The following is a 13,018-nucleotide window of genomic DNA, read 5'->3' on the forward strand; positions in this document are numbered from 1 at the left end:
TGAAAATGAATACGGATATAAACTATGCTTAATCGAATTGTGATTACCTCACTATGCTTTTTCTTCCTGTCGGCTTGTGGTGCTGATAGTGACGGTAATGTGGAAGAGCAGGACAAGACACCAATAGAAGAAATGTTGGATTTGGAGTTTGATGACCATGACTATTCCGCTGTGGGCATAAAAGTTGATATTCCAGTTAAAACAGTCTCATTAATACCCGTCGATGCCCACTTTATTTCCGGTCCGAGCAGAGTCATGGCTGATAACGGTGATCGTGTTTTTTCTGGAGCTGAAACAGGACTGACGATATTCAGTCTGAACACTAATGGTTTATTTGACAGTGTTATTACAGAACATTCGGGCCTACCAGGAAACTACTTGGCAAATATAAAGATGATGCCCCCCTACTATGGTGGGCAAAGCGTAACAAATATTCAAGTATATACGCTTACAGAGCAAGGGTTTGAGCCTTACTATGAGTACTCACCCTCTCCAAGACAAATGTCTTATAGTAATTTTGAAGTGATGCAGAGTTGCTTTTACTGGGTCATTCGAAGTGAAAGTGGAAGAGATAGCACAATTGAATCCTGGTGTCCCAACCAGAATACTAGCCATCCGAATCTAGCGTATCACTATCCACAGTGGGTTCAAAAAATACAAGTAATCAATGATCAATACTTGGCGGTATCAGGTGATGGGCCTGAAAAGGGTTTTTACCTCAATTTATTTAGACCAGAAGACGGTCTATTGACATTATTGGATCAGAAAAAGCTGAAAGAAGTGGGAGGGGGATTGGATTTTGCTTATCATGATGGCCTACTATTTTTCCATACTAGTGATGAAGTAGTGTATTTTGACATACGTCAAGGCAAGCTTGATAACATGCGTCTGCTACACAACACGTACCCAGATATAGATGGTTACCATCTTACTGAAGCTCCAGGAGGGGTTATTTTAGTGAATAACCGCCAGGTTTATCGCTATTTCTTTGAGGGTCAAAAGCCAGTACGTGTAGTCACGGCCGAGCTACAAAATTCTGCAGATACAGTCCATGTATTTAAAGACTGGGTGCTCATTAATCTGGATGATCCGCCTATGCCTGATCAAGCTGGAGTTCAAGAGCTACAAGTATTTCTCTTGTCTGATTTAGAATAGTGGAATAAACCTTTACCTATTTATGGTTTGAGTAAGCCTAATAAGCAATATTAAGCATGTCTAGAGTTTCGGTAAAAGGCCTTATCCATAAAGGCTGCAAGCTAACCCTAGTTTTTCAAAACTAAAATCATGATTGCTTTGTATACAGTTCTGCTTAGGTGTACTTAAAATGAACTACATTTCCTGATACTCTTTGAGGCACTGATATCGTAGTGTTAGTTTGCTTGGCATGTAGTGAGGTGGCGTGCTCATGTACTTATAATAGGGGGTATTTTCTACACCTAATCAGTATAACCAAATTATTATGACAACCAAATTATTATGACAGCCATCTTTAATTATTCAGAAAGTTTTACGTCTGAAAAATTAGGTGTGGCTACGGAACAGTGCTTAGTATTTGAAGATTCTGATAGCGGTATTCAATCTGCGCTAGCGGCAGGCTGTAAAGTTATCTCAGTCAATAATCAGACGCCGACAGGATTATAATTAACTGAAATACGAATTTGGCTTAAGTAAAGTAGGTTAAAATTATGCGCATTAAATTAGCCAAGATCATAAGCTTATTTAAAAAAGATAATACGGACTGTTAACATGATAAAAATACCTGGTTTAGTGGTGATATTAGGCTCGCCAAATGATGATAGCGGAGAACTTTCTGAAATGGGGAAGGGCCGTGTAAGTAAAGGTTTAGAAGAATATTTAGCAAAAAGAAATTTAGGATGGAAGTTGTTGCTTACGGGAGGCTTTGGCGAACATTTCAACATGACTGATCACCCTAATGCATATTATGCAAAGCAGATTTTACTTGAAAATAATGTATCTGCAGTTGATATCGTAGAATTTGCGGAAAGTAGTGATACGGTGGATGATGCACTAAAAGCACGTCCAATAGTTGATAAATACAGCGTTGACTCTTTAATTGTTGTGTCTTCTGACTTTCATTTAAACAGGGTTAAATTTATATTCGGTGAAGTATTTCCAGATAAAAATATTGCATTTTCAGCGTCACCTTATTTGGATAATGTAGGAACCGAACAGCAGGCAATTTTATTGAACCATGAGAAAAAAGAGCTTGAAAGTTTAATTAACTTTCGACGCTCACATTTAGTAGGGGTTGATTTAGATTCTTGGAAATTACCAGATTCCGACAGCCTAACGCAATCAAAGATATGAATGTACAGGGAACGAGGCACGAATTTCCAGGATCGTGAAATTGTGTTGATTAATACTCGGATTCGTTGTGTATGAGTGTGGGTATTGAACAATAAGTGGTTTGCCTGAAATATGTTGTAAACAGTGATGCACCTATTGTTTATCTGTATTACCCTGTCCGCAGTTGCACCAAGAGAAATAGCGGCACCCACTGATTCGCCAGGCTATGCAAAAAAATGGCTTTTCACCAATAAGGTGATAACGCATTTTTTTGCTACGCCAATCACCCATGTATTTGTCGTTGGTGATTCACGGATTTGGGCTGATAAACCATATTTCTGTGATTGCTTTGATAGTTTAAATACTTTGGTCGAGCCACGAGAGAGTAAGTCGGAAATTACAAAGGAAGAAAGTGTGTAAATGTTATTCCTCGCGTGTAGCTGATTTATAGCTATCCTCTTCTAAAGTTATGTTGGTTAAAGGTAACACTAAGCAAGTCTGTTATAGCCATCAAGAATGACCGTTGTTCTAAAGCATGTATGAAAACTATGAGTATATACATAGCGTAACCGTGTAATCTGATCTCCATAAACAAAAAACCCCGTATGCTCGGGGTTTTTTATATTATACAAGCTTTACTTATTAGTAAGTTGCACTGCCTTTGGTACGAGGGAAGGCGATAACATCACGCACGTTACCCATACCGGTTACGTATGCAACTAGGCGTTCAAAGCCTAAACCAAAACCAGAGTGTGGTACTGAACCGTATTTACGTAAATCGCGGTACCAGCTGTAGTCTTCTTTGTTTAAGCCCATTTCTTCTAAGCGAGCATCAAGCACGTCTAAGCGCTCTTCACGCTGAGAACCACCAATGATCTCACCAATGCCAGGTGCAACAACATCCATTGCAGCCACTGTTTTACCGTCTTCATTTTGACGCATGTAGAATGCTTTAATGTCACGCGGGTAGTTTTTAATTACTACCGGTGCTTTAAAGTGTTCTTCAGCTAAATAACGCTCATGCTCAGACTGTAAGTCTACGCCCCACTCAACAGGGAACTCAAACTTTTTACCACATTGCTCAAGAATGGTGATCGCATCAGTGTAATCAACCTGTGCAAAATCTTTTTCTACAAACTCTTCTAGGCGAGTGATGGCTGTTTTTTCAATGCGCTGTGCAAAGAACTCCATATCATCACGACGCTCAGTTAATACAGCGTTAAATACATACTTCAGCATGCTTTCAGCAAGGTTTGCAACGTCGTCTAAGTCAGCAAAAGCAACTTCAGGCTCTACCATCCAAAACTCAGCCAGGTGGCGAGATGTATTTGAATTCTCGGCTCTAAATGTTGGTCCGAATGTATAGATTTTTGACATCGCACTTGCGTATGTTTCGCCATTTAATTGGCCTGATACTGTTAAGAACGCTTCTTTACCGAAAAAGTCTTCACTGTAGTCAACATCGCCTTTGTCTGTGCGTGGCAGGTTGTTCATATCAAGTGTTGATACGCGGAACATTTCGCCGGCACCTTCACAGTCACTTGCTGTGATAATAGGGGTACTGATCCACATGTAGCCTTGCTCGTGGAAAAAACGGTGTAACGCTTGAGACAAACAGTTACGAACACGTGTTACAGCGCCCATTACATTTGTACGCGGACGCAAATGTGCATGCTCGCGAAGGTATTCAATACTATGACGCTTTGCAGACATCGGATACGTGTCTGGGTTTTCTACCCAACCAAGTACTTCAACCGAGTTTGCTTGGATCTCGAAAGATTGTCCGTTACCTTCTGATTTAACTAAAACGCCAGTTACTTTTACAGAACACCCTGCAGTTAAACTTGTAACTTCGTCATAATTATTGAGCGAATTCGGCACAACAGCTTGAATAGGGTCAAAACAAGAACCGTCATGGACGGCTAAGAAAGAAATACCTGCTTTTGAATCGCGGCGTGTACGGATCCAACCTTTAACTGTTACTTGGCTGTCTACCGCAACGGTGCCTTTTAGTAGCTCCGTTATCGCTATGTGGCTCATCTTCACTCCAATGATATAAGTTACCTAATAATTAATCGAGTGTGCCCGCGGTCATTCGCAGGCACATAAACCATATCTTACCTTTGATACGTCAATAAAAAAACCGCCAAGAGCAACTCTTTTGCAACTTGTTCCATTTTTGTTGAAATTAACGAGTCACAAAGATGTGTTTGTGTGTATTTTGTTCAGTGATGCTTAATTTAATTTGCCGTACAGCTATAGTTCATGATTATTGATAAAATTTATGGCATTATGCTGACAATAATACTCACTTTATTTGCTCATGAGCGTAGGTAATAACAATTGTCGATGAAACAAGTTTTTATCCTTCGGGGTTTGCCGGGAAGCGGCAAAAGCCATTATGCTGAATCTTTGTCTGATGAGATGGTTGCAGGTGACGAAAGCCAGTTTTTTATCTGTTCGACCGATGACTATTTTTATAATGAAGACGGTGAATATCACTTTCAAAAATTCAAATTACCACAATATCATAATTTAAACCTAGCCCGGTTTATTAACGCATTGGCGGAAGGGATCCCTTTAATTATTGTTGATAACACCAATATTCGTAAATGGGAATTTGTTGCATATACCACAGCAGCAACCGCAATGGGTTATCAAGTTAAAGAAGTGATAGTGGGTGAAGTGAAAGATAAATCATTGCAACACCTTTATGCTAAACGCAATACACATGGTGTTGCGCTAAAAACAATTAGTAAAATGGCATACATGTTTGAGTGGTAGCTGTACTTAAATAAATGTTTAAAAAGCCGACACGCATGTGCTGGCTTTTTACTGCAATAATCTCGTATTACCTTATTAATCTAAGGTGTCTAGGTGCATTCATAAACTACTTCTGCGTTACTAAAGTCTGATAATAAGAGATCTTGTTTAGGGACATGTACATACAGTGATCCATCACCAACCGCATTTTCTATATTCAAGTAATCAAGTTGCAGCACTAACATCATTTCGTCTTCCTCAAATGGGTCTTGCACAGCAACTGAATATCCGCCGATTTTACTGTAGGAAGATAAACTGTCGAACTTCTCAATCACTTCTTCAAAGTCACGGTCGGTCATTTTATGTTCGTTTTGGATCTTGTCTAATAGATCAGACACTGTGTCACACTCTGGTACATTAATAGTGGTGTTGTTGATTGAGTTACCAAAGTCATTTTGTGTTTTGAATCGCAGTTGATGTGTTGGCGTTGCTAAGTACTCATCTTGAGCGATCTCTTCAATAAAAGAAAAGTCAGATATGGGGGCTTCTTGCATTTGCTGTGCAGAAATAAATTGAATCACTGCAGATTCATAAATCGTACAGTCATCACTTTCACTAAAAATTTGTAGCAGCCCCATTGTTGGGAGCCCGTCAAGTTCAGGGAGTTCGCTAAAATTAATCTGTGCAATAAGGTACATAGGCTTTTTATTGTACTTACCAATTGGATAGGCAAGACTATTTGGGATAAAAGGTTTACCGCAAAACTTAGATGTAAGAAGGTCTAAAGTATCCTCTTTCAAATGACAATCACGAGATATCATTTCGATACGAATTGCTTGCTTCTTAATTTGATTGAACTCGCATTCATACGCTGAAAGTAAGTCAGATAAATTCATTGATATATTCCTTTAAGGTGCCTGAAAATAGAGTGGTTATATATAACTATATATTCTATATTATAACATAATGTATTTATTAGACGGCACAAGTTGAGAATTTTTTAGTTAATAACATGGGGTGGCTGTAGTTGGTTTATTTCTTGAACGTCGCTTTTATCCAGTCAATAGGGCCACTATTTTTGTTAACGAAATAACAGTTAGCCCAATAGATTATTTTCTAACTCAAGCAGGCGCTTTTTGAGTTCTAGACCACCCCCATACCCAATAATACTGCCCGCTGGGTCAATGATACGGTGACAAGGTACGATGATAGCCAATGCGTTATCAACATTGGCCTTAGCGATACTGTTTATATAGCAAGTGTTTGGGAGTTGTTGAGCTAATTTTGAATCATCGCTTTTTTCTACAAACTGCGCGTCGAGTGATGCTTGAGTGTGTTTATCAATTGCTTTTCGCATTTTTCTGAATTTGAAGTCGCACATGCAAATTTTTGAATTATGTGACCCAAGGATAAATTCCGCGTACGGGTGTTTAAAATAGTGAATATGTATTTTTCCATCTAATTTACTCTTAATCGTGAGATATGATGTGTTTCAGTTTTATAACACATCATTGGAGACCTGTTAGTTAAAAGGCTGATGTTATGAGGGGAGGTTGGTATCACAGTATCCTACACAGAGCGCATTTCCATGGATCATACCTACCCCAAGGCTGGTAATTGCATTGTTTTTTAACCAAGTAAGGTGAAATACATCACCACTTTTTATTATTTTTAGGTCAAGGTGTGCGACTTCTAGTCCGTGCATGTCAAAATAGGTTACTTTATATGTTCCTTCAAACTCAGAACTGGCTGTTTGTGAAACTGCTATTCCTGTACCTTGCCCATAATTATTATGAACCCAAACAGCGTTTAACTTTCCCGATGTGTGGGTTTTTATATATTTAACATGTCCTATATTAGCCAAGGTAATATGCTCTCTCATTTGCTTTTCCATACCATAACCTATCGATCTTTTGTGTAAAGAGAATTGGCAAATATATGCCATAACCGCGAATTCTGGGTAGGTAAGAAAACGTTAATTATAAATTTAGTTACTGCTAGCTATCACATTTTGGAAATCGTTTTTTATTATCAACTTTTGTTATTCGCATTAGATAAATCTATCAAAATTAGGGTTTGGTACGTTCATAAAAAGAATTTTTATAAATTATTTTATAATTTATAGTGTTTTTCTTTGTTTCTATATTTATAACAAATAAAGTGGTGTTAATAGATAAAATGGTGAGTTGATTCAGGTTTTATCTACCCTAAATTTACTCATTTATGGTTTTACATTGGCAGTAACCTTGCTTAGCAGGTTACAGGAGATTACTCATTTTCATGGTTTTAACACATTAAATTTTCACTTAACTTTAATATGCCTCTTTAGTTTGCATTGTATATCTATATTTCTAGAGTTTTATAACTTTAAATCTAATTAATAATCATTATTGATGGTTGTGTTTTGTGTGACCTATAGAGCGCAAGCCAAAGATATTTCATTTAATGTGATACATAGAATGCAATTTGTTAACTTGATGTTTAATTTTTTCTTTTTTGGTGTTTTTTGTAAGTTTTATGTATTTGACAGCGCTGTCTTTAATAAATAGTATCCGCATCAACCAAGATAAATATTATTTATATCTTGAGTTCTATAGTTTGTTATTCTTACAAGGAATTATTTAATGAAAAAAACTAATGTGACAGTGGCGTTGTTTGCTGCTTTATCTGCTACCTCAAGCTTTGCATCTATCACTAATATATATGACATTGATGGATACGAGCGTGTAACGCGTTATGCTAATGGGCCGATAGCAAGTTCTGTCATTACCAGTGAACTTGCGCATAACCTGAATGTATACTTACACTCAAGTACAAGAACGAATGGCTGTAATTATGCGAACGTGTATACAGAAATTGAGGGTACATTTGTCGCACATGCACATGTTACTGACGTTGATAGCCGTTATGGTATTAAACAGGCAACCGCGTTGATCCCAGATGAATATGTTGCCGTGAACAAACGATTAGTGGCGTCATGTGACGGTGAAAATGGCGAGCAGTATAATGTGCATGCTAAAGTACCAGCAGCGCCAATTATTGATTGGAACATGACTGTAGAACCTGAAGTTGATAGTGAATTTGTTCGCCAAACTAATTCATATAGCTACCACTCTGCATACAAAGTACAAAGCACACTTCGTGTTGAAAACCAAAGCACAGATTCATATTGCCAAACCGTAACAGATAGAGGTGTCTATTTAGGGTTGTTTAATGGCCAAGGTGGCGCAAGCAAATTTAATTCTAATGTATTTTTTGCGACTAAATCTGTAGATAATACTCAGAATACACAACCTGTCGTGTATCAAACGGTTGAGTGCCAAAATGCTGCTGGGCGCACAAAGGCAGTCAAAGTATTCAGTTTGACGGATAGCGCGGGCATCGAACTGATTGAAGATCACATTATTTATAAGTAAATATGTAAATTAGTATAAAGGAAAACACAGCGATGCTGTGTTTTCTTATATGAGCGTATTTAAAACTGCATGAAGCAAGTGATCTGTTAACTGAATTCGCATTGGCGGTGTAAGGAGCTTTATTGGTACTTTATTGTTGCTAAGAACCCGCTAAACTTAATCCATCAATATGATGGATAACCAGTCTATGTCTCGTCAATCTTCAGTGTTGCTATGTTTGGGTTTAATGATGGCAAGCTTATACTTTTTAGCACCTGTACAAGGTAAACAAAGCTTTCAAGCTGGAGTAATAGCACAGGAACTACACCTCAATCATCAAATTACTCAATTGGGTGTGTTTTCGAGCTGTAAAGTGGTTAACGCCATTAAACAAGATTTAGAGAGATCAGCCTGCATGCTGTATTCAAAATCAGATAATACGTGGCAGCTAGATTCATTTGGTGCTATTTGCGAAGTCCATTGCACTAACTCAAGTCATAAGAGAAAAACGGATCCGTTGGTTATTTTTAATCGTATTAGTACAGCAAAGTAGCAAGTTCAGCCCAAGACAGCTTAGTTCTATGCTGGTTTTTAGATAAAGCTAATGCATCACATTCATTTGCATTTGACGATAGATGAGGACCTGAGAGTGCAAGGTATTGTCTGCTCTTTGATTTAACTAAAAAGGCATTATCTACCTTTGTTAGCGACGCTTGCGCGTGTTGTTTTAAAGCGGTGTGTGCATAGAGACAAAAGAAGGTTTCTTCATGTTTATTTTTTTCAAACGCCCCTAATTTTTGCCATTCTTTTGACTGGTAACGTCGAGCATCAATCATAAAACTACCGAATAAAGATGGCAGCTTATACACAGTATTGATCATCATCTGCGCGTCAGGTTGCGTTTTATAAGGTCCTGATACCAGATAATAATTGTTGTGCGTCCGATTTCTATAAAATTGTAATTTTGTTATATGCGCATTAAGTTCTTTGGCGACAACGAGGGCTGATCTAAACTTTTTAAAAACCCCAAGCTGAACGAAATAGTGAGAGGAAAGGGGATTTGGCGGCGATGTGTTTTTTGAATTTTCGACATGAGTGTTGTTTGCAGTCAGGGTTATATCTCGCAAAATTAATGTATCACCTGATTTTGGTGTAATGATTTTTTCAGGTATATTTTGAGCGGTAAACTGCGCAATATTGAGCAGGTTTGACTCTATATGCACCGTATATGTACCAGCAGGCACATTGGGAAAATAATAATATCCGTCGTATTGGGTAATCGTTTCAAGCTGTTTTTTACCATTTTGTAGCAGAAATACAGACACGCCAGCGGCGGGTTTACTTAAATCTGCATCTGCCACATAGACTGTGCCTTCTACTTCGTTAAATACCGTAACAGGCAAGTTGACGGTACTGACGCCACCACGGTGTGATATTGTTTTTATTTTTCCATGCGTTGAGTGCAGATAGGGGTTAGGCAGAGACCTAACATCAATTTCAAGTATTTGACCTCCGCTGCTGCTGGGGAGCAGCACTTTGCCAGCTTGATTGGTTTGACGTCCTTTCCAGCGATAATTTCCAGTTAAAGCGGTGTTATTCAATGGCTCATCATGTAAGTCAAATACTTGGTTATTATTCCAGTCGATAAATGAATGGACTTCTAGTTGTCCGCTATTAAGTGCTCTGGGCGCATTGAAAGTCAGGGCTTGGTCAACATAATCAAAGCTGAATGTTCCGCTTAACCCAAAAGATAATCGCCAATCGTCTTGGCTGTCATATTGTCCTGATAAGCTCATATTGAAATAAGGGTGGCGATAGGTATATTGATGACCTAGCAGCATTTTTGCCTTGGCGTTCGGGTTGTAAGATAACTGTGTTTGGTTAAAGCTATTATGTGTTTGCGGCCAGCGCAGCGTACTACGAATGTTTTTTAATGCGCCACTTTCTAGAGGGAGCCAATCTATTGCATTGGTCCAACGCCAGCGTGCAATATCTTGCGACCAGTAGATCCTATTTAAAAGCGAATCTTGAGAATCATCATATTGAAATTGATTAGACCAGGTCCCGCCTAAGTAACTGCTATTAAACCCGACGGATGTAATGTTACGTGACGCTGTATGCTTTCTGTGTTCGTGTAGCCACCGCAGATCCCAACTAATATTATCGGTATTGGCTAATTTACTGTTCATTGCCAAAGAAAAGCGACTTTTTAGGGGATGAGCTTGATCAAGAAAGACGCCGCTGGTGAAATCATCAATGATGCTGGTTTCTAGGTTAAGGCTGATGTCGTGGTCAGTCCATTGACTGATCACCCCGCGATAGCCTGCAAACATAGCTTGGCCTGCGTCAACTTGTTTTGCAATGGCTAATTTGTAGCTGCCTTGTGTCGTGATACCGTTAACGCCAGAGCGAAAATAAGGGACAAGTTTTTCGCTATTTAGCAAGGTGAGATGTGTGTCAATGGTTAATGTATCTGTAAGCCCATAAGATAGGCCTGAAGCAAGCATGGTTTTAAATGGCTGTGTATTTGATTGCTTGCTTTTAAATAAGTTGTGCTGGGCATCGAGTATGTCAAATTGGTAGTTGATCTGGCCAGCTGCAAGCGCATTTTTACCGACAGTCACTTTTTGTACTCGGGTTATTTGCTCTCCTTGTGGGCCAAATAATTTAATTTCATACACGTTATTACCATAAAATGTTTCAACATTATCAAAGCGTACAACATTTTCATTTTTAGCTTCAGAAGCGCTAATATATTGGCCATTACGATACAGTTCACCAATCCAGCCTGGCAGTGTTGGCTCCTCGATTGTAATGGAAGAAAAGCTATCAGATGACTGTGGATTTGCATTAGAAAGGGTGAACCCACGACCTTGTGTTGCAACCATTACCAATGGATCTTGACGGGCTTGAATATCGCCTAATTCATAATTAGGGCTGGTTAAAGATGTGTCATTTGATAGTAAATCAACGTGCTTGCTTAACTTGAAGAAATTGTGTGTTTGGTTGTTATTTTGATTCAACCGCCATTGCGCTTGATGATCCATCAGATCGAAGTAGCTATTGAGCCGTACAGCACTTTTCAATTTGTTTTGGCGAGCGTTATATTGCGTCGTTATATCGTACTCAGTAACCGGATACGTAAAAGTTTGATATTGGTCATTAAGGCTATGATCAAATTGTACTGTTGTTTGATGAGAGCCATTTAATTGTGTGCGCATATTTGATTGAGTGACGTCAACCAGTGTAGTGGAAAACGACACCTGCATAAGAGAGTAGTTAAACTTTGATTTTGTACCTAATATCTCATTTAAGAGCGCGAGGTCGATATAATGATCAAAGTCATCTTTCACCCATAACCAGCTGGTGGACTGCTGCGGTGTATCCATTAATAATGTGGTGGAATAGGTTTCTTCTTGTTGTGTTAAATGAGCGAGCAAAACCCCGTCATTAATGTCAATGGTAATATCGAGCGTATTATTAAGTAAGCTTACAGGCATGAGTAAGCGTTTGTTTTCGGTATAGTACGCTTCCATATCAGATGTAATAGAGCGGCCATTTAGTTTGACATTGACGATCACAAAAGCCTCCTCATTGAGAGGCCATTGAACGAGTGGATTTAAGGATTTTGTTTGAGCCAAAGCAGCAAAGCTACAAAACAAAATACCAATAACCAAAAGCAGACGCATGCTAAAAACGCGCGGGAACTATGCTTATAACTAAAGTTGCATAGGGACTTCTAGTTCGATGTTACCACCATATTGTGTGCTTTCTTGGTAGTGTATTGTAACTGGACCCTGAACCGGTGCGTACAACGGAATAAATACTTTTCTACGAGAAAGCGGGGTATATACGCCGACGTTACGCACTTCGCCTACGACCTGTTCACTCTCGTTTAATACCGTAAAGTTGCCATATAGAGACCTATCACCAGACAATGTTTGCCACAGCATCACAGTTGATCGGCCATTTTGAGTGACAAATTGTGGGTTCACTAATGTTGAGTCTGCAGTTAAACGACCATGTCTTACAATAACAGGGACACTGTAAGCAACCTTAGGTTTTATACTGATCCCTGTGGCTGATGGTTCAGACGACTCGGATGCGATAATACGTAAAACAGCACGATATTCACCGTGAGGTAAATCTGCCTTTTTACGAACGGTCATACGTATTGCTTGCATTTGCTTTGGTGCGATGGTGCCTCTGCGCGGCGAAAAACGCAGCATACTTTTTGCAGAGCGCTCAGCTACTTCAGATAAAGGGACATCTATTAATGCGCCATCTTCTGTCATGTCTTTGTGGGTTAGCATGAGTTTAAAATCAAGGCGTTTATCTGATGTGTTACGGATCATCAGGGCATTATTTTTAGTTTGATTGTCAAAATATAATCGATATTCAGACAGCGCTAAATTGGCGAATACGTTATGTGAAAAAAAGACAAGAACAAAAAGCCACAGCTTGGTGATGTTTTTTCGGATCATGATACAGCTTACCGACTCGAATAAATGAGAATAAGATAAGGTGGAGCGATACTCCACCAAATGTACTTT

Annotated in this window: 13 protein-coding genes; 7 read left to right on the plus strand and 6 right to left on the minus strand. The window is 38.9% G+C overall.

The window, feature by feature from the left end; all coding sequences use genetic code 11:
* The first annotated feature begins 24 nt into the window (after positions 1–24).
* The 4 genes from BGP78_RS06105 to BGP78_RS06120 all read left to right on the plus strand — a co-directional run bounded on the left by BGP78_RS06105 (position 25) and on the right by BGP78_RS06120 (position 2,727).
* Positions 25–1,155 carry a hypothetical protein gene (locus tag BGP78_RS06105; protein ID WP_119860576.1) on the plus strand — a complete coding sequence of 377 codons (1,131 nt, stop codon included), beginning with the start codon at positions 25–27 and terminating at the stop codon, positions 1,153–1,155.
* 321 nt (positions 1,156–1,476) lie between these two features.
* On the plus strand, positions 1,477–1,641 hold the full coding sequence (locus tag BGP78_RS23045; RefSeq protein WP_119860577.1) for an HAD family hydrolase: 165 nt from the start codon (positions 1,477–1,479) through the stop codon (positions 1,639–1,641).
* A gap of 105 nt (positions 1,642–1,746) precedes the next feature.
* Positions 1,747–2,328 (plus strand): YdcF family protein, encoded by a 582-nt coding sequence (locus BGP78_RS06115; protein WP_119860578.1) that lies wholly within the window; start codon positions 1,747–1,749, stop codon positions 2,326–2,328.
* Positions 2,329–2,451: 123 nt separating this feature from the next.
* Positions 2,452–2,727: a hypothetical protein gene (locus BGP78_RS06120; RefSeq protein ID WP_182912235.1), complete on the plus strand. Its 276-nt coding sequence runs from the start codon at positions 2,452–2,454 to the stop codon at positions 2,725–2,727.
* 222 nt (positions 2,728–2,949) lie between these two features.
* Here the strand turns inward: BGP78_RS06120 and asnS are convergent, their stop codons facing one another.
* On the minus strand, positions 2,950–4,347 hold the full coding sequence (gene asnS / locus BGP78_RS06125) for an asparagine--tRNA ligase (RefSeq protein WP_119860580.1): 1,398 nt from the start codon (positions 4,345–4,347) through the stop codon (positions 2,950–2,952).
* A gap of 309 nt (positions 4,348–4,656) precedes the next feature.
* On the opposite strand from asnS, the gene BGP78_RS06130 reads away from it, so the two are divergent.
* A complete protein-coding gene (locus BGP78_RS06130; RefSeq protein ID WP_119860581.1) occupies positions 4,657–5,091 on the plus strand; it encodes an AAA family ATPase in 435 nt (144 codons plus the stop codon).
* Positions 5,092–5,180: 89 nt separating this feature from the next.
* On the opposite strand, the gene BGP78_RS06135 is transcribed toward BGP78_RS06130, so the two are convergent.
* The 3 genes from BGP78_RS06135 to BGP78_RS06145 all read right to left on the minus strand — a co-directional run bounded on the left by BGP78_RS06135 (position 5,181) and on the right by BGP78_RS06145 (position 6,964).
* A complete protein-coding gene (locus BGP78_RS06135) occupies positions 5,181–5,966 on the minus strand; it encodes a DUF1963 domain-containing protein (protein WP_119860582.1) in 786 nt (261 codons plus the stop codon).
* Positions 5,967–6,166: 200 nt separating this feature from the next.
* Positions 6,167–6,427, minus strand: a complete 261-nt coding sequence (locus BGP78_RS06140) for a methylated-DNA--[protein]-cysteine S-methyltransferase (RefSeq protein ID WP_259386186.1) — start codon at positions 6,425–6,427, stop codon at positions 6,167–6,169.
* Positions 6,428–6,610: 183 nt separating this feature from the next.
* Positions 6,611–6,964, minus strand: coding sequence for a hypothetical protein (locus tag BGP78_RS06145; RefSeq protein WP_119860584.1), 354 nt, complete (start codon positions 6,962–6,964; stop codon positions 6,611–6,613).
* A 730-nt stretch (positions 6,965–7,694) separates the two neighbouring features.
* On the opposite strand from BGP78_RS06145, the gene BGP78_RS06150 reads away from it, so the two are divergent.
* Together BGP78_RS06150 and BGP78_RS06155 are read left to right on the plus strand one after the other, a co-directional pair.
* Complete coding sequence (locus BGP78_RS06150) at positions 7,695–8,486, plus strand: hypothetical protein (RefSeq protein ID WP_119860585.1); 792 nt, start codon at positions 7,695–7,697, stop codon at positions 8,484–8,486.
* A 187-nt stretch (positions 8,487–8,673) separates the two neighbouring features.
* Positions 8,674–9,018 (plus strand): hypothetical protein, encoded by a 345-nt coding sequence (locus tag BGP78_RS06155; RefSeq protein ID WP_147386062.1) that lies wholly within the window; start codon positions 8,674–8,676, stop codon positions 9,016–9,018.
* On the opposite strand, the gene BGP78_RS06160 is transcribed toward BGP78_RS06155, so the two are convergent.
* The gene (locus tag BGP78_RS06160) at positions 9,002–12,046 is read right to left on the minus strand and encodes a hypothetical protein (RefSeq protein ID WP_259386187.1); all 3,045 of its coding nucleotides are present in this window, start codon (positions 12,044–12,046) and stop codon (positions 9,002–9,004) included. The genes BGP78_RS06155 and BGP78_RS06160 overlap by 17 nt on opposite strands.
* A 138-nt stretch (positions 12,047–12,184) precedes the next feature.
* The gene (locus BGP78_RS06165) at positions 12,185–12,949 is read right to left on the minus strand and encodes a hypothetical protein (protein ID WP_119860588.1); all 765 of its coding nucleotides are present in this window, start codon (positions 12,947–12,949) and stop codon (positions 12,185–12,187) included.
* Positions 12,950–13,018 lie beyond the last annotated feature (69 nt).

It is taken from the genome of Pseudoalteromonas sp. MSK9-3 (assembly GCF_003590335.1).
Lineage (GTDB): Bacteria > Pseudomonadota > Gammaproteobacteria > Enterobacterales > Alteromonadaceae > Pseudoalteromonas.

Coding starts and splice junctions, on each gene's coding strand:
- BGP78_RS06105 (WP_119860576.1), top strand. CDS start 25: ATGCTTAATCGAATTGTGATTACCTCACTATGCTTTTTCTTCCTGTCG.
- BGP78_RS23045 (WP_119860577.1), top strand. CDS start 1,477: ATGACAGCCATCTTTAATTATTCAGAAAGTTTTACGTCTGAAAAATTA.
- BGP78_RS06115 (WP_119860578.1), top strand. CDS start 1,747: ATGATAAAAATACCTGGTTTAGTGGTGATATTAGGCTCGCCAAATGAT.
- asnS (WP_119860580.1), bottom strand. CDS start 4,347: ATGAGCCACATAGCGATAACGGAGCTACTAAAAGGCACCGTTGCGGTA.
- BGP78_RS06130 (WP_119860581.1), top strand. CDS start 4,657: ATGAAACAAGTTTTTATCCTTCGGGGTTTGCCGGGAAGCGGCAAAAGC.
- BGP78_RS06135 (WP_119860582.1), bottom strand. CDS start 5,966: ATGAATTTATCTGACTTACTTTCAGCGTATGAATGCGAGTTCAATCAA.
- BGP78_RS06140 (WP_259386186.1), bottom strand. CDS start 6,427: ATGCGAAAAGCAATTGATAAACACACTCAAGCATCACTCGACGCGCAG.
- BGP78_RS06145 (WP_119860584.1), bottom strand. CDS start 6,964: ATGGAAAAGCAAATGAGAGAGCATATTACCTTGGCTAATATAGGACAT.
- BGP78_RS06150 (WP_119860585.1), top strand. CDS start 7,695: ATGAAAAAAACTAATGTGACAGTGGCGTTGTTTGCTGCTTTATCTGCT.
- BGP78_RS06155 (WP_147386062.1), top strand. CDS start 8,674: ATGTCTCGTCAATCTTCAGTGTTGCTATGTTTGGGTTTAATGATGGCA.
- BGP78_RS06165 (WP_119860588.1), bottom strand. CDS start 12,949: ATGATCCGAAAAAACATCACCAAGCTGTGGCTTTTTGTTCTTGTCTTT.